The organism is Streptomyces cinnamoneus (genome assembly GCF_002939475.1).
In the GTDB taxonomy this organism is placed as follows: Bacteria; Actinomycetota; Actinomycetes; order Streptomycetales; family Streptomycetaceae; genus Streptomyces; species Streptomyces cinnamoneus_A.
Map to the genome: position 1 here is coordinate 2823137 of NZ_PKFQ01000001.1, position 16152 is coordinate 2839288.

Consider the following 16152-nt stretch of genomic DNA (forward strand, 5'->3'; position numbering starts at 1 on the left):
CGGGTGTCACAAGCCGGTGTAGCGGAGGTCACGCGGAGATCACGCTGCGTTGACGCGATGTCATCTGCTATGCGGCTACGCCCCGTGCGGCTCGCCCGCCTCGAACGCGACGGGCAGCGTCCGCAGGCCGCGCATGATGAGCCCGCCGCGCCAGCGCAGGTCCTCGGGCTCGGCGGCGAGGCGCATGCCGGGCAGGCGGCGCAGGAGCGTCGCGAGCGCCGTCTGGCCCTCCAGGCGCGCCAGGGGTGCGCCGAGACAGTAATGGATCCCGTGGCCGTAGCCCAGGTGCTGGTTGTCGCGCCGGGCGAGGTCGAGGGTGTCGGGATCGGCGAACCGTTCGGGGTCGCGGTCGGCGGCGGCGAGGACGACGAGCACGGGGTCGCCCTCGGCGATGCGCTGCCCTCCGATGACCAGGTCCTGGACGGCGAAACGCCAGGTGGCGAGCTCTACGGGTCCGTCGTAGCGCAGGAGTTCCTCGACCCCCGTGGCGAGCAGGCTCTCGTCGCCCTCGGCGAGGGCCCGCTGGAGCCGCTCGCGCTGCTCGGGGTGGCGCAGCAGGGCGTAGGTTCCGTTACCGATCAGGTTCACAGTTGTTTCAAAACCGGCGAACAACAGGATGAAGGCCATGGCGGCGGCCTCGTTCTCGGTGAGGTGCTCGCCGTGGTCGCTCGCCCGGATCAGTCCGGAGATGAGGTCTTCACCGAGATCCTCCCGCTTGCGGTGGATCAGTTCCGCGAGATACGTCCGCATCCGCTTCACGGAACGGGCCACTCCGCCACGGGGGCCGCCCCCGTGGCGGATCATCATCCCGGCCCAGTCCCGGAAGTCGTCCTGGTCCTCGGCCGGGACGCCCAACAGGTCGCAGATGGCGTAGATGGGGAGCGGAAAGGCGAACTCGTGGATGAGGTCCGCCTCGCCCCTGGCCACGAAGCCGTCGATGAGCCGGTCGGTCAGCTCCTGCACCCGGGGCGCGAACTCCGCGACCCGGCGCGGGGTGAACGCCTTGGAGACCAGACGGCGCAACCGGGTGTGGTCCGGCGGGTCGATGTTCAGCAGGTGCGTCATCAGGTTGGCGCTCCGCTCGCCGGGGATGCCGACCTTGCCCTTGCCGTGGGCTCCCTCCGAGTGGTGCACGGGGTTCTTCGACAGCCGCTGGTCGGCGAGCGCCTGGCGGGCGTCGGCGTACCGGGTGACCAGCCATGCCTCGACGCCGCTGGGCAGCGCGGTGCGGTGCACCGGGGCGTGCTCGCGCAGCCAGGCGTACGCCGGGTACGGGTCGGAGGCGAACTCCCAGGTGAAGAGGGGAGGGGCGGGGGGCGTGTGGTTCGTGTGCACGCCCCGACGCTACCTAGGGACCCTTGGCGCCGCCGCTGCCGAAGGACCCGCTGCTGCCCGGCTCCCACTTCTTGCGTTCCTCGGAGGGCTCCTCGGGATGGCTGCCGGGGTTCCTGATCTCGTGCGGCAGCACCCGCTCGCCGTTGGCCTCGGGCTGGATCGGGTCGGCCTCGCGGTGTTCGGTCACGTAGTCGACCCGGCCGTTGTCGTCCTCGTGCCCGGGGCCGTGGTCGGGCGACGTCGGGCCGGTCTCGTGTTCCTCCCGCGTCTGCCAGGCGCCCTGGCGCCGCTGCGGCTGGCTCGGGGGAGGAGGCTCCTTGTCCCGCCACCGCTGCCCGAACACGAAGGCGAGGATCAGCAGGGCGACGACGAACAGCCCGACGATGAAGGGGGCGACGCCCCCGACCCAGGCCGGCAGGGCGAGGTCCGTGTGCTCATAGCGCATGGATGTCGGGTACCCGGCGACCGCCGGGTCAAGACCGCCAGTGGGCCGAACGGGTGAGCGGCGTCCTACTGTCCGGTCGCCGCCTCCGCCGCCAGGATCGCGTCGCGGTACGTGCGCGCGGCGGCCCGCAGGGCGGTCTCCGGCTCGACGCCGGCCGCCTCGGCCCGTACGGCCAGGGCGAGGAGTTCGTAGCCGACGCCGTCCCCGGCCGGGACCGGGACGTCCAGGCCGCCGGAGCGGACGCGGGAGGCGAGCTTCGCGGCCAGGGCCAGGGCGGGCTGGCCCAGGGGGACGCCCTCGGTGACGGAGTCGCGGCGCTTCTCCGCGTCCTTGGTCCGCATCCAGTGCGCCCGGACGTCCTCCGGCGTCTCGGCGGACTCCTCCCCGAAGACGTGCGGGTGGCGGTGGACGAGCTTGTCGACGATGACGCCCGCGACGTCGTCGACGGAGAACGGCTCGTCCGGGTCGTCCTGGGCGATGCGGGCGTGGAAGACGACCTGGAGCAGCACGTCGCCCAGCTCCTCGCGCAGCGCCTCCCGGTCCCCCGTCTCGATGGCCTCCAGCAGCTCGTACATCTCCTCCAGCCCGTACTTGGCCAGGTCCTCGTGGGTGCGGATGCCGCTCCAGGGGCAGGCGCGGCGGATCCGGTCCATCACCTGCACCAGGTCGAGCAGCCGGGCGCCGGGCAGGTCGTACGAGCCGGGGAGCAGCTCCAGGGCGGGCATCGACTCCCGGCCGGAGCCGGCCAGCCGGGCCAGGCCGTCGGTGAGGGCCGACTCGCCCTCGGCGGAGGTGAGCACCACGGCGGTACGCCCCCCGCCGGCGCAGTAGTCGACCAGCTCGCGGGCGGCGGGCGCCGTGTGCTCGACCTCGACGCCGGCCTCCCGCAGATACGGCAGCTGGGGGTGGTCCGCGTCGGCGCACAGCACCCGGTCTGCGGCGCGCAGGGTCTGCCAGGCGGGCCAGGACAGCAGCCCCGGCGCGACGCGGTGGCTGGTGGTGAGCAGGACGATGCGGCCGAGGGGGTCGGTGCCGGATGCGGAGTCGTTCACGTGGTCGAGCCTAGGGGACGGCCCGAGGGTGCCGGCTCACGCCGGCTCGCCCGGCACCGGCGGGGCGGCGGGCCGCAGCCAGGGGTCCAGCACGGTCCGGGCCGTGCCGCGCCTGGCGTCCCACGTGCCGTAGCGCGGGTTGACGTCGACGTGCAGGGCGTCGGAGGTCTGCGCCAGGACCTGGTTGGCCCGGGCCGTGCCCAGCTTGTCGTTCAGCTTGCTGTGGGTGAGGTCCATCGCGAGGGCCTGGTCGATCCGGTCGGGGGCGATGCCGAGCGCGAGGAACCGGTCCTCGGTCGCCGCGGCGCCGCCGTTGGCCTTCTCCACCCGGGTGCGCTGCTCCTGGAGCTCGCGCCGGGTGACCTCCACGCCGTGGTCGCGGCCGGCCTGGGCCACGATCCGGTCCTGGACGAGCCGGATCAGGGTGTCCTGGCCGAGCCGGGCGCTGTTGGCCAGCAGCTGCTGGCCCTGGGGCGAGGAGCGCTGGGCCTCGCGGACGTCCTCCACCTCGCCCTGCAACTGCGACACGGTGATCCGGTCCTTGCCCACGACGGCCGCGGCCCCCGGGTGCGCCGTGGATCCGCACGCGGTGAGCAGGGGCACCGCGGCGAGCAGCCCGGCGGCGGTGGAGACGGAGAGCGCTGTCCTGCGGCGGAACATGAAGCCTCCCGGCAAAGATCGTGTCATCGACCTGCGGTGATCGATGGTAGGGAGTCCGGTTGGCCGAAGCCACTGATTCGGCCAACGATTGCAGGGGTGTTGGGATGCGGCGCGTCGCGCGTCCTCGTCCGTCCGGGGCGTCGCCGGCCGCCCAGGCGGCCGGGCTCCGCGGCCCGCGGGGCCGCCGTCGCCGCCCCGTCCTGTGGACGGGGCCCCTCCGCGCCTGGTCAGGCCCTCATCTGTCCCAGCCACTGGAGGGCGTGCCGGATCTCGGACGGCAGGGGGTGGTGCGGGCCGTGCAGGCGCTCGGCGTCGCGCAGGAGAGCGACGAGGACACCCTGCGCGGCGTCGAGTCGGTCATCGCCGACGAGAACGTCGCGGGGAACGGAGTCGTGACCATTGCCGCCGGGGACGCATACTTCAAGACCAGCGGATGCACTGATGGGACGAAAACCGGCTGAACCGGATGACGTGGGCGACTCGTCTCCGAGTGGGAGGCCGGACACCCGGCAGGCTTCGCGGCGCAGCGCGGCAGCGATCACAACAGGGCCCACGGCCCGACCGGAGGAGAGGACCACCCATGGACTCGGCCACCGCCGACGTTTCGGCACCGGGCCGGAGCACCGCCGGGGCCCCGCGGCCAGGGCCCTCATGGCCCGCACGGCTGCGCTCGCCGCGCCTGGACCCGTACTGGCTGAGCGGCGTCCTCTTCCTTCTCTACACGACACTGTCGGTCTGCCGGCACCGGCGGATGCTCACCATGTCCTGGGACCTGGGCATCTTCGAACAGGCCATACGGGGGTACGCACAGCTCCAGGCCCCCATAGCGGACCTCAAGGGGCCGGGCACCAACATCCTCGGCGACCACTTCAGCCCCGTCACCGCGCTGGTGGCCCCCTTCTACCGGGCCTTCCCCACCCCCGTGACCCTGCTCGTCGTGCAGGCGGCGCTCTTCGCGCTGTCCGCCATACCGGTGACCCGGCTCGCCGCCCGGCTGCTCGGCAGGGGCCGGGGGCTCGCCCTGGGAGCCGCGTACGGCCTGTCCTGGGGGGTGCAGCGGGCCGTCGACTTCGACTTCCACGAGATCGCCTTCGCGATGCCGCTGCTCGCCTTCTCCCTGGAGGCGGTGGTGCGCGGGCGCTGGCGGGCCGCGTTCTGCTGGGCCGTCCCGCTGGTGCTGGTCAAGGAGGACATGGGGGTCACCGTCGCGGCCATCGGGGTGCTGATGCTGGTGCGGCTGCGCCGCGGCGGACGGGATCGACGGGCTGTGGCCCTGGCCGCCGGGCTGGTGGCCTTCGGGCTCGCCGCCGCCGTCCTCGCCCTCGGCGTGATCATCCCCGGTTTCAACAGCGGCGGCTCCTACGACTACTGGAACAAGCTCAGCGCCGACCAGGGACCCGCGCCGACCATCCCCTTCGAGACCGCGGCCCGCACCCTGCTGTGGACCCTGCTGCCCACCACCGGGCTGCTGGCCCTGCGCTCCCCGGTGCTGCTCGTCACCCTGCCCACGCTCGGCTGGCGGTTCGCCTCCCACGAGGAGCACTACTGGGGCACCGACTGGCACTACAGCGCCGTGCTGATGCCGGTCGTGTTCGTCGCCCTGGCCGACGCGCTCGCCACGGCATACGACAGCCGCCGGCCGTGGCTGCGCAGGTACGCCGCCCAGCTGCCCGCCGCCGTGGTCGCCGCAGCCTGCGCGCTCAGCGTGTCACTGCCGCTCTACAGCCTCACCATGCCCGACACCTACCGGATACCCCCGGGCGTCAAGGCCGCCGAGCGGCTCCTGGACCGCATCCCCGACGGCGCCACCGTCGAGACCGACGTCGGGCCGATAAGCCGGCTCGTCAACCGCTGCCGCGTCTTCTGGATAGGCGACACCCGGGGCATCGACCCGGACTACGTCGCCCAGCACCGGGGCGACGGCAGGACCGACGCGGACCTCGTCGCCGAGGCACAGCGGATGCACCCCGGGGCCGAGTACGCCCCCGTCGGCAACGAGGGCGGCTACACGGTGCTCAAGCGCATCCGGTAACCGCCCCCGCCGGACGCCGGCGAGCCCTCCCGCCGGCGTGGGCCTCAGCTGAGGATCGTGGTGAGGAACTCGCCGGTCCAGGCCAGCAGTTCCCGGCCGACCAGCGGCTTGCCGCCGATCGGGCGGGTCGCCGGGCGGGGCACCAGGATCTGCTGGGTGGCGGGCTTCATGACCGTGCGCGGGTGGAGCCGCTTGAGCCGCAGCTCCTGCGACTCGCGCAGCTCGACCGGACCGAAGCGCACGTTGGAGCCCTGGAGGGTGATGTCCGAGACACCGCAGGAGCGGGCGAGCATCCGCAGGCCCGCGACCAGCAGCAGGTTCTCCACCGGCTCGGGCAGCTTGCCGTAGCGGTCGGTGAGTTCCTCGCGGACCGCCTTGATGTCCTCTTCGCTGTTGGCGGAGGCGATGGCGCGGTAGGCCTGGAGGCGCAGCCGCTCGCCCGGCGCGTAGTCGTGGGGGACGTGGGCGTCGACCGGCAGCTCGATCTTCACCTCCAGCGGTGCCTCCGGCTCCTCCTCACCGCCCTCGACGGAGGCCCGGTAGTCGGCCACGGCCTCGCCGACCATGCGGATGTAGAGGTCGAAGCCGACGCCGGCGATGTGTCCGGACTGCTCACCGCCGAGCAGGTTGCCGGCGCCGCGGATCTCCAGGTCCTTCATCGCCACGTACATGCCCGCGCCCATCTCCGTGTGCTGGGCGATGGTGGCCAGCCGCTCGTGGGCGGTCTCGGTGAGCGGCTTCTCCGGCGGGTAGAGGAAGTAGGCGTAGCCGCGCTCGCGGCTGCGGCCCACACGACCGCGCAGCTGGTGCAGCTGCGACAGTCCGAAGTTGTCGCCGCGCTCGACGATGAGCGTGTTGGCGTTGGAGATGTCGATGCCCGACTCGACGATCGTCGTCGAGACCAGCACGTCGAACTTCTTCTCCCAGAAGTCGACCACGACCTGCTCCAGCGCCGACTCCCCCATCTGGCCGTGGGCCGTGGCGATCCGCGCCTCGGGCACGATCTCGCGCAGCTTCGCCGCCGCCCGGTCGATGGACTCGACGCGGTTGTGGATGTAGAAGACCTGGCCCTCGCGCAGCAGCTCGCGGCGGATCGCGGCGCCGATCTGCTTCTGGTCGTAGGGCCCCACGAAGGTCAGCACCGGGTGGCGCTCCTCCGGCGGGGTGGTGATGGTCGACATCTCACGGATGCCGGTCACCGCCATCTCGAGGGTGCGGGGGATGGGCGTGGCGGACATCGTCAGCACGTCGACGTTGGCGCGCAGCTTCTTCAGCTGCTCCTTGTGCTCGACGCCGAAGCGCTGCTCCTCGTCGACGATGACCAGGCCCAGGTCCTTGAACTTCGTCTCGGAGGAGAACAGCCGGTGGGTGCCGATGACGATGTCCACCGAGCCCTCGCGCAGGCCCTCCAGCACGGCCTTGGCCTCGGTGTCCGTCTGGAAGCGCGACAGCGCCTTCACCACGACGGGGAACTGCGAGTACCGCTCGGAGAACGTGCCGAAGTGCTGCTGCACGAGCAGCGTGGTGGGCACCAGCACGGCGACCTGCTTGCCGTCCTGCACCGCCTTGAAGGCGGCGCGCACGGCGATCTCCGTCTTGCCGTAGCCGACGTCGCCGCAGACCAGGCGGTCCATGGGGACGGACTTCTCCATGTCCTCCTTGACCTCGGCGATGGTGGTGAGCTGGTCGGGGGTCTCCGCGTAGGGGAAGGCGTCCTCCAGCTCCCGCTGCCAGGGGGTGTCCGCCCCGAAGGAGTGGCCGGGGGCGGCCATGCGGGCGGAGTAGAGCTTGATGAGGTCGGCGGCGATCTCCTTGACGGCCTTCTTGGCGCGCGCCTTGGTCTTGGTCCAGTCGGCGCCGCCGAGCCGGTGCAGGGTGGGCGCCTCCCCGCCGACGTACTTGGTGACCTGCTCCAGCTGGTCGGTGGGGATGTAGAGGCGGTCGCCGGGCTGGCCCCGCTTGGCGGGCGCGTACTCGACGAGGAGGTACTCGCGGGTGGCGCCCTGCACGGTGCGCTGGACCATCTCCAGGTAGCGGCCGACGCCGTGCTGCTCGTGGACGATGTAGTCGCCGGCCTGGAGGGTCAGCGGGTCGATGGTCTTGCGGCGGCGGACCGGCATCCGGCCCAGGTCCTTGCTGGCCGACTTCTGGCCGGTCAGGTCGGCCTCCGTCAGCACGGCGATCTTCAGGCCCGGGTCGACGAAGCCGCTGTCGACGCCCGCGCAGGAGACCTGGACGACGGACGGCGCCAGCTCGGCCAGGTCCGCGTCGAGGCGGGCGGGGATGCCCTCGCCGCCGAGCACCTCGACGGTGCGGGCGGCCGGGCCGTGGCCCTCGGTGAGGAAGACGGTGCGCCAGCCGTCGGCCAGCCAGCCCTTGGTGTCGGCCAGCGCGCGGGCGGTGTCGCCCCGGTAGGACTCCGGGGCGCGCATGCCGAGCTTGAGGGTGTCGCCGTCGAGGTCCTCCTCCCCGGCGGCGAAGGGGCTGACGGACCACCACATCATGCCCAGCTCGCGGGCCCGGTCGCGGACGTCGGCGATACCCCACAGCGACGCGGCGTCCACGTCGATGGGGGCCTCGCCGCCGCCGGCGGTGGCCGCCCAGGACGCCTGGAGGAACTCCTGCGACGTCGCCACGAGGTCCGCGGCCCGGGTGCGCACCCGCTCCGGGTCGCAGACGACCGCCATGCTGCCGGCCGGCAGGACGTCCAGGAGCAGCTCCATGTCGTCCACCAGGACCGGGGCGAGGGACTCCATGCCCTCCACCGCGATGCCCTCGGCGATCTTGCCGAGCAGCTCGCCCAGCTCGGGGTGCTCCTCGGCCAGCGCCGCGGCCCGCTCGCGGACGCTGTCGGTCAGCAGCAGCTCACGGCAGGGCGGCGCCCACAGACCGTGCTCGGCGATCTCCAGGGACCGCTGGTCGGCGACCTTGAAGTAGCGGATCTCCTCGACGTCGTCGCCCCAGAACTCGATCCGCAGCGGGTGCTCCTCGGTGGGCGGGAACACGTCGAGGATGCCGCCGCGGACGGCGAACTCGCCGCGCTTCTCGACCAGTTCGACCCGGGCGTAGGCGGCTGCGGCCAGGGCGGCCACGACCTCCTCCAGGTCGGCGCTCCGGCCGGCGCGCAGGCTGACGGGCTCCAGGTCGCCGAGTCCCTTGACCTGCGGCTGGAGCACGGACCGCACGGGGGCGACCACGACGCTGACCGGGCCCGCGGCGGGGTCGTCCGCGCGGGGGTGCGCCAGCCGGCGCAGCACGGCCAGACGCCGGCCGACGGTGTCGGAGCGGGGCGAGAGCCGCTCGTGCGGCAGGGTCTCCCAGGCCGGGTAGTCGACGACGGAGTCCGCGGGCAGCAGCGAGCGCAGCGCGGCCGCCAGGTCCTCGGCCTCCCGTCCGGTGGCGGTGACGGCCAGGACGGGCCGCCCCGCGTCCCGCGCGAGCGCGGCCACGGCGAAGGGCCGTGCGGCGGGCGGGCCGACCAGGTCGACGTGCGGGCGGTTGCCGTCGCCCGCGGCCTTCACCGCTTCGGCGAGCGCCGGATCGTGGACGACGGCGTCGAGCAGACCGTGCAGGCTCATGGAGAGTTTTCCCGTCCCGGGGGTGGACAACGCGAACGGCCCGACGCGGGCCGTACGGGCCGTGCCGGGGGGTTCCAGACTACGACGGGGCGGTGACAGGCGCCGGGCGCCGACCGGGGGGGCGCCCGGAGCGGGGCGGGGGCGAAGCCCCTCGCCTCCCGTGAGGACTGGTCGCCGGTGCGGCGGGGGTGGGGGCCGGGTCCCGCCCTTGCGCCCTTCCTTTTCCCGGGGGCAGGCCCCGGCCCCGCCGGGAGGCGAGGGGCTTCGCCCCCGCCCGCGCCCGGGAACCCGAGCCGGCCCGGTCCCGCACCCCCGTGGCGGGACCGGGCCGGCCGGCCGGCGGGTGGGGTGATCAGTCCGTCGCGATCGCGTTCAGGACGTTCATCCGTCCCGCCCGGAAGGCCGGGACGAGCGCGGCCAGCAGACCCACCACGGCGGAGCCGAGGAAGACCGCGGTGATCGTCGGCCAGGGGATGTCCAGGACGCCGAGGCCCTCCATGGCCAGCAGCTTCTGGGAGGTGGCACCCCAGGCCATGCCGAGGCCGAGGCCCAGCAGGGCGCCGAAGAGGGCGATGACCACCGACTCCAGGCGGATCATGCGGCGCGTCTGGCGGCGGGAGAGGCCGATGGCGCGCAGCAGGCCGATCTCCCGGGTCCGCTCGACGACCGACAGGGCCAGGGTGTTCACGACGCCCAGCACCGCCACGATGATCGCCAGGGCCAGCAGGCCGTAGATCATGTTGAGCAGCTGGTCGACCTGGCCCTTGATGAGCTCCTTGTAGTCGGCCTGGTCCCGGACCTTGATCTGCGGGTAGTCGGCGACCGCGGCCTTGAGGGACGCGGCGGCCTCCTTCGCCCGGCCGTCGGCGGCCTTGGCGAGGATCATCCCGGTCAGCGGCATCTTGTCGGCCGGGAGGTAGCTGGCCGCGGTGGCGATGCCCGTGTACAGCGCGCCCTTGTCGATGCTGGTGTCGTCCGAGGTGATCGCGGCGACCTTCAGCCGGGCGGTGCGACCGTCGGTCATGGCGACGGTCAGCCGGTCGCCGAGCCGCACGCCGTGGTCCTTGGCGTAGCCCTCCGGCACTGCCATGGCGTCCTTGGCGTAGGCGTCGGCCAGCTTGCCCTGGACGGTCTCGGCCCGCACGTCGTCGGCGTAGGTCGGGTCGGCGGCGGTGAGCCGCTCGGTGGCCGTCCTGCCGTCGGGAGTCGTGATCTTCGCGACCACGTGGGTGTAGCGGGTGAAGTGCTCGACGTTGCCGGCCGAGGTGACGGCCTTGACCACCGCCGGGCTCAGCGCGTTGTCGTTCTCGGCCTGGATGATGAAGTCCGCGCCCACCGACTTGTCGAGCTGTTGCGTGGCCGAGGCCACCATCGAGGAGCCCACCACGGACAGCGCGGCGACCAGCGCGAGGCCGATCATCAGGGCGGAGCCCGTGGCGCCCGTACGCCGCGGGTTGCGCAGCGCGTTGCGCTCGGCGAGGCGGCCGACGGGGCCGAAGAGCCGCAGGACGACCACGCTGACGGCGCGGACGACGTAGCCGGCCAGCAGCGGGCCGACGACCACGAAGCCGACCAGCGTCAGCAGCACGCCGACGCCCAGCATCCCCGAACCCGCCGCGGCGCTGTCGGACGTGGCCGCGGCGACCAGCGCCGCGCCGCCCGCCCCGGTCAGGAGCAGGCCGAGGGCGGCCCGCACCTTGCCGGCCCTGCCGTCGGCGGGGTTGCCGGCGTCGCGCAGGGCGGCCATCGGGGAGATCTTCCCGGCCCGGCGGGCGGGCAGGTAGGCGGCCAGCACGGTGACGACGACGCCGATGGCCAGGCCCACGACGGGCGTGGTGGCCTTGACGGTCAGGTCGGACGTGTCGAGCTTCATGCCCATGGAGCCCATGAGCTCCATCAGTCCCACGGCCAGCGCGATGCCGCCGCCGATGCCGAGGACGGATCCGACGACGCCCAGCAGCAGCGCCTCGGCCAGCACCGACCGGTTGACCTGCTTGCGGCTGGAGCCGATGGCCCGCATCAGGCCGATCTCCCGGGTGCGCTGGGCGACCAGCATGGAGAAGGTGTTGACGATGAGGAAGACGCCGACGAGCACGGCGATGCCGGCGAAGCCGAGCAGCGCGTACTTCATCACGTCCAGGAAGGAGCCGATGTCCTTCTTGTTCTCCGCCTTCGTCTCGGCGGCGGTGCGCACGGCGTAGTCCGTGCCGATGGCCGCGGTGACGTTCTTCTTCAGCTGCTCGTCGCTGACGCCGGGGGCGGCGGTCAGCCCGTAGCCGCTGTACTCGTCGGCGCTGCCGAGGAGCCTGGTCTGGGCGGTGGCGGTGTCGAAGTAGAAGACGGCCGCGCCGGGGTTGGTGGCCTTGTACGTGGCGATGCCGACGACGGCCACGGTGAAGTCGCCCGGCGTGGCGATCACCCGGAGCTTGTCGCCCTGCTTCACACCGTGCTTGGCGGCGGTGTCGGAGTCGAGGACGACCTCGCCCGCGCCGTGCGGCTCGTGGCCGCTGGTGATCTCGACGGACTTCTTCTGCCCCTCGTTCCAGTTGGTGCCCACGGTGGGGGCGCCGGAGGCGGGGCTGAGGCTCTTGTTCCGGCCGTCCGCGACGGTGATCTGCTGGTTGGTGGCGTGGACCTCGACCTCGGCGACGCCCGGCACCTTGGCGAGGGTGCCCCCGAGGGAGGCGGGGAGGGTCTGCGGTTTGCCGGTCTGCTGGGCGTCGTCGTTCTTCTGCGGGGAGACGCCCACGTCGGAGACGGTGGAGGAGAAGAGCTTGTCGAAGGTGGTGTTCATGGTGTCGGTGAACACCAGCGTCCCGCAGACGAAGGCCACCGACAGCAGGACCGCGACGGCGGAGAGCGCCATGCGGCCCTTGTGCGCGAGGAAGTTGCGCAGGGAGGTCTTGAGGACGGTCACGACACCCGGCCCCGCGCGTCGAAGTGCTTCATCCGCTCGAAGACCGCTTCGGCGGTCGGGGCGTACATCTCGTCGACGATCCGGCCGTCCGCGAGGTAGAGGACGCGGTCCGCGTAGGAGGCGGCGACGGCGTCGTGCGTCACCATGACGATGGTCTGGCCCAGCTCGTCCACCGAGCGGCGCAGGAAGCCCAGCACCTCGGCTCCGGCCCGGGAGTCCAGGTTGCCGGTCGGCTCGTCACCGAAGATGATCTCGGGCCGGGCGGCCAGGGCGCGGGCGACGGCCACGCGCTGCTGCTGGCCGCCGGAGAGCTGGTTCGGGCGGTGCTTCAGCCGCCCGGCCAGGCCCACGGTCTCCACGACCCGCTCCAGCCACTGCCGGTCGGGCTTGCGGCCGGCGATGTCCATGGGGAGCGTGATGTTCTCGATGGCGTTGAGCGTCGGGAGCAGGTTGAACGCCTGGAAGATGAAACCGATCCGGTCCCGCCGCAGCCGCGTCAGCTTCTTGTCGTTGAGCGCGGTGAGCTCGGTGTCGTCGATGAATATCTGCCCCGAGGTGATGGTGTCGAGCCCCGCGAGGCAGTGCATCAGCGTCGACTTGCCCGAGCCCGAGGGGCCCATGATGGCGGTGAACTGCCCGCGGGCGATGTCCACGTCCACGTGGTCGAGCGCCACGACGCGAGTCTCCCCCGACCCGTACGCCTTGACGACCTGCCGGGCCCTCGCCGCGACGGCCGTACGCCCTCCGCTGCCCCCGGTCCTGGGAATCGATACAGCCGTAGCCACGGTTTCCTTCTCTCTTTCCGCTGGGTGTGCGACCTGCCCCGGTACGACGACAAGCCTGCTGGAGCCGGGCGGCGGCCACGATGGTGCCCGTCCGTCTCTTCGAGGTGGGGACAGCCCCACCCCGGCCCCCCGGCCGCCCATAAGAACCTACGGAGCCGAGGGGCCGTGCTCCCTCCTGCTGGGGTACGAACCGCGGGTAGGAGAACGTACGGAGGACCCCCTAGGGGTTGCGGTCTTGCGCAGCGGCGGCTTCTCGGGGTTCGCTACGCAGGCGGTACGCACAACGACGGACGCGCCGACTCCTGCGGGGGAACGCCTGGCGAAGAGCCCGTGAAGCCGTGCCCCGGGCAAGACAATTGGGGCCGGAGAGAATTAGTGTTCGCATCACAGGCTGAGGGGGGCTGACGTGCGACCCCCTTCACACGGCCGCCGGTCTCCCAAGGAAGCAGCCTCCGTGAAGATACTTCGTACTCGCGCTGCCAGCGTCTCCCGCCAGGGACTGTGTGCCGCACTGCTCGTGGCCGGCCTCACCACGGCCGCGGTCGGCGCCAGCCCGCCGCACAGAGCCGTCGGCGGCGGCGACCCGTCGCCCGGCTCCGACAACCCGCAGAGCCGCCCGCACGGCAACCCCAACCTCACCCTCCCCGACCTCAGGCCCAAGCCCGGCGCCTCCGGCAAGCCCGCCGACGGCCAACTGCCGCCCGGCGGCGAGAACTCCGGCATCCCGGCGACCGCTCTGGCCGCCTACAAGAACGCCGAGACCATCGCCAAGGAGAAGTACCCGAACTGCCACATCCCCTGGCAGCTCGTCGCGGGCATCGGCAAGGTGGAGTCGGAGCACGGCGCCCTGGGCGGCCGGATGAACCCCGACGGCCGGACGGAGCACCGCATCCTCGGCCCCCGCCTGACGGGCGGCGAGTTCGCGAGGATCACGGACACCGACGGCGGCCGCTGGGACGGCGACAAGGAGTACGACCGCGCGGTCGGCCCCACCCAGTTCATCCCCTCCACGTGGCAGACCTCGGGTGCCGACGGCAACGGCGACGGCGTCCAGGACCCCAACAACATCTTCGACGCCGCCGCGGCCACGGCCGGTTACCTGTGCTCCTACAACAGGGACCTGACCCGGGCGTCCGACCTCGACAAGGCGATCCTCAGCTACAACAACTCCCGCGAGTACGTGAAGGCCGTGCTCGCCTGGGCGCGCACGTACGAGGGCGGGAGCGTCAGCGTCCTGCCCGACCCCACGGCGGGCGCCCCCTACAACCCGGGCGCGAGCCCCACGCCGTCCCAGCCGGGCGGCGGCAGCGGAACCGGCAACTCCGGTTCCACCGGCCACCCCGGCACGTCGAAGCCCTCGGAAAGCGGCAAGCCGAGCCAGTCCGGCCAGCGGCCCAAGCCCGGCACCCCCGGCGGCTCCGGCAAGCCCACCGAGCCCAACAAGCCGACCAATCCCGGCGATTCCGGCAAGCCGAACAAGCCGGGCGGCGGCGACAACGGCAGCGACACCAAGCCCAAGCCCCCGGCCCCCGTCACCCGCCTCGACCGCGTGGGCGACGACAAGCTGGAGGCCACGGCGGGCGAGACCTTCACCCAGCAGCCGCGCGTACGGGCCCTCGACCGCGACGGCAAGCCCGCACCCGACGGCACCGTCGTCCGCTTCGAGGTCATCGGCCTGGAGACCGGCGCCCGCTTCCCCGACGACCAGCGCACCGCCCTCGTCCGCACCGGCAAGGACGGCACCGCCACCGCACCCAAGCTCCTGGCCGGCGACAAGCCCGGCACGTTCACCGTGCGCGCCATGGTCGAGGGCAAGGACGGCGCGAAGATCGCCCCCGTCGACTACGCCGCCACCGTCAAGGCCGCCCCCGCCCCGCACGCCGACACGATCACGCCGGTGGACGAGAGCCCCCTCAAGGCCGCACCCAACAGCTCCTTCACCAAGAAGATCCAGCTCAAGGCGCTCGCCGCGAAGCAGCCCGTCGCCGGCACCGTGATCACGGCCACCGTGCTCGACGCCGACGGCAAGACCCCGGCCAAGACCGGCCCGTACGTCAAGGACGCCGACGGCAAGCCGCGGCGCACGTTCACCCTCGCCAAGACCGACGAGAACGGACTGGTCACCCTGCCCGCCCTGTACACCGACGGGCAGACCGGGACGTTCATCCTCAAACTCACCACCGAGGACGGCGTCACCCGCACCCTCACGCTGACCGTCGAGACCCCGGCCGCCCCGCAGAAGCCGGCCACGTAGGCAACCGCGGTCCTGCCCGTTCCCCCCGGGGGGCGGGCAGGACGGCCGCGGCGTCCCGCACGCCACCGCCGAGGGCGCGCGACGTCAGTCCGCGCCCGCGTCCTCCGCCACCGGCTTGCCCGTCAGCGCCGCCAGGCTGTGCCGCACGTGCGCCATGTGCGAACGCAGCTCCTCACGCCGCTCCTCGTGCTCCCGCAGCACCCGCTCGGTGTCCCGCGCGATCCGCTCCTCACGCACCCGCGCCTGCGCGATCACCGCGGCCGCCTGCGCCTCGGCGTCCTCCTGCCCGTGCCGGGCCGCCTCCTCGGTGTCCGCGTACCGCCGCCGCGCCTCACCCAGCGCCGTGCGCGCGTACTCCTCCAGCGCCGCCACGCGCGCGTCCATCGCCGCCTCGCGCTCCGCGATCTCACGGCCCGCGACGTCCCACCGCTCGGCCTGCTCCTTCTCCTGCTCGGCCAGGATCATCGCGGTGTGCTGACGCATCTCCTTCAGCGCCGCCAGCGACTCCTCACGCCGCTTCTTGGTCTCCTGCCGCACCGTCGTACGCAGATCGTCGGCCACGGTCTGGGCGGCCAGCTGCGCCTGCCGCGCCCACTCCTCCGCCTCGGCCCGCACCGCCACCGCGTACTCGTGCGCCGCCTCCCGCAGCTCACGCCCGTACGCCGCGGCGGACTCCTGCACCTCCGCCGCCTCGGCCTCGGCGCGCTCCCGCAGCCCCGCCGCCTCCAGCTCGGCCGTCGTCACGAGCCCCTGCGCCCGGGGACCGAGCGTCTCGTAGGTCTGCGGAGGAAGCTTCGCCACGACCTGCTCAAGGCGCCGTCCCTCGTCCTCCATCTCGCGCGCGAGCACGGTGAGCCGCGCCGCCCGCTCCCAGGCGGTATCCCGCTGGCGGGCGAACTCCGCCACCGCGCGGTCGACCTGCTCCGGCCGGTAGCCGCGGCCTCGGACGACAGCGAAACCGTCAGGAGACACCGATGAACTCATCCTTGTAGCCCCTTATATCCGGAAATCCGGTATGCGACACGGTCCGGCGTCCATCATTCCCGGACGAACGAAGTGCCCATGACGCGACACTCCGCGGCGCCGGGCACACC

The 16152-nt window shown here is 72.8% G+C and carries 11 protein-coding genes; 3 read left to right on the plus strand and 8 right to left on the minus strand.

All coding sequences use genetic code 11. The features are described from left to right. Nucleotides 1-75 precede the first annotated feature (75 nt). From CYQ11_RS12095 to CYQ11_RS12110, 4 genes are all read right to left on the minus strand, one after another. The gene (locus tag CYQ11_RS12095) at nucleotides 76-1335 is read right to left on the minus strand and encodes a cytochrome P450 family protein (RefSeq protein ID WP_099199622.1); all 1260 of its coding nucleotides are present in this window, start codon (nucleotides 1333-1335) and stop codon (nucleotides 76-78) included. Between the two features lie 13 nt (nucleotides 1336-1348). Then, a complete protein-coding gene (locus tag CYQ11_RS12100) occupies nucleotides 1349-1780 on the minus strand; it encodes a DUF6479 family protein (protein WP_099199621.1) in 432 nt (143 codons plus the stop codon). Nucleotides 1781-1845: 65 nt separating this feature from the next. Then, on the minus strand, nucleotides 1846-2832 hold the full coding sequence (locus CYQ11_RS12105) for a nucleoside triphosphate pyrophosphohydrolase (RefSeq protein ID WP_099199620.1): 987 nt from the start codon (nucleotides 2830-2832) through the stop codon (nucleotides 1846-1848). Nucleotides 2833-2868: 36 nt separating this feature from the next. After that, on the minus strand, nucleotides 2869-3492 hold the full coding sequence (locus CYQ11_RS12110; RefSeq protein WP_099199619.1) for a SurA N-terminal domain-containing protein: 624 nt from the start codon (nucleotides 3490-3492) through the stop codon (nucleotides 2869-2871). A 260-nt stretch (nucleotides 3493-3752) separates the two neighbouring features. Between CYQ11_RS12110 and CYQ11_RS29500 the strand changes: the two genes are divergently transcribed. Both CYQ11_RS29500 and CYQ11_RS12120 read left to right on the plus strand, forming a co-directional pair. After that, nucleotides 3753-3953 (plus strand): Rv1352/Rv1906c domain-containing protein, encoded by a 201-nt coding sequence (locus tag CYQ11_RS29500; protein WP_181143644.1) that lies wholly within the window; start codon nucleotides 3753-3755, stop codon nucleotides 3951-3953. 119 nt (nucleotides 3954-4072) lie between these two features. After that, nucleotides 4073-5524, plus strand: coding sequence for a DUF2079 domain-containing protein (locus tag CYQ11_RS12120; protein WP_099199617.1), 1452 nt, complete (start codon nucleotides 4073-4075; stop codon nucleotides 5522-5524). A gap of 44 nt (nucleotides 5525-5568) precedes the next feature. On the opposite strand, the gene mfd is transcribed toward CYQ11_RS12120, so the two are convergent. The 3 genes from mfd to CYQ11_RS12135 all read right to left on the minus strand — a co-directional run bounded on the left by mfd (nucleotide 5569) and on the right by CYQ11_RS12135 (nucleotide 12804). Beyond that, nucleotides 5569-9102: a transcription-repair coupling factor gene (gene mfd, locus CYQ11_RS12125; protein ID WP_099199616.1), complete on the minus strand. Its 3534-nt coding sequence runs from the start codon at nucleotides 9100-9102 to the stop codon at nucleotides 5569-5571. A 352-nt stretch (nucleotides 9103-9454) separates the two neighbouring features. Then, the gene (locus CYQ11_RS12130) at nucleotides 9455-12019 is read right to left on the minus strand and encodes an ABC transporter permease (RefSeq protein ID WP_099199615.1); all 2565 of its coding nucleotides are present in this window, start codon (nucleotides 12017-12019) and stop codon (nucleotides 9455-9457) included. Then, on the minus strand, nucleotides 12016-12804 hold the full coding sequence (locus CYQ11_RS12135) for an ABC transporter ATP-binding protein (RefSeq protein WP_099199614.1): 789 nt from the start codon (nucleotides 12802-12804) through the stop codon (nucleotides 12016-12018). The genes CYQ11_RS12130 and CYQ11_RS12135 overlap by 4 nt, the downstream gene beginning before the upstream one ends. A 454-nt stretch (nucleotides 12805-13258) precedes the next feature. Between CYQ11_RS12135 and CYQ11_RS12140 the strand changes: the two genes are divergently transcribed. Further along, nucleotides 13259-15058 carry a lytic murein transglycosylase gene (locus tag CYQ11_RS12140; RefSeq protein WP_240003425.1) on the plus strand — a complete coding sequence of 600 codons (1800 nt, stop codon included), beginning with the start codon at nucleotides 13259-13261 and terminating at the stop codon, nucleotides 15056-15058. A gap of 84 nt (nucleotides 15059-15142) precedes the next feature. Here the strand turns inward: CYQ11_RS12140 and CYQ11_RS12145 are convergent, their stop codons facing one another. Next, a complete protein-coding gene (locus tag CYQ11_RS12145; RefSeq protein ID WP_181143645.1) occupies nucleotides 15143-16042 on the minus strand; it encodes a coiled-coil domain-containing protein in 900 nt (299 codons plus the stop codon). Nucleotides 16043-16152 lie beyond the last annotated feature (110 nt).

Coding starts and splice junctions, on each gene's coding strand:
- CYQ11_RS12100 (WP_099199621.1), bottom strand. CDS start 1,780: ATGCGCTATGAGCACACGGACCTCGCCCTGCCGGCCTGGGTCGGGGGC.
- CYQ11_RS12110 (WP_099199619.1), bottom strand. CDS start 3,492: ATGTTCCGCCGCAGGACAGCGCTCTCCGTCTCCACCGCCGCCGGGCTG.
- CYQ11_RS12120 (WP_099199617.1), top strand. CDS start 4,073: ATGGACTCGGCCACCGCCGACGTTTCGGCACCGGGCCGGAGCACCGCC.
- mfd (WP_099199616.1), bottom strand. CDS start 9,102: ATGAGCCTGCACGGTCTGCTCGACGCCGTCGTCCACGATCCGGCGCTC.
- CYQ11_RS12145 (WP_181143645.1), bottom strand. CDS start 16,042: ATGAGTTCATCGGTGTCTCCTGACGGTTTCGCTGTCGTCCGAGGCCGC.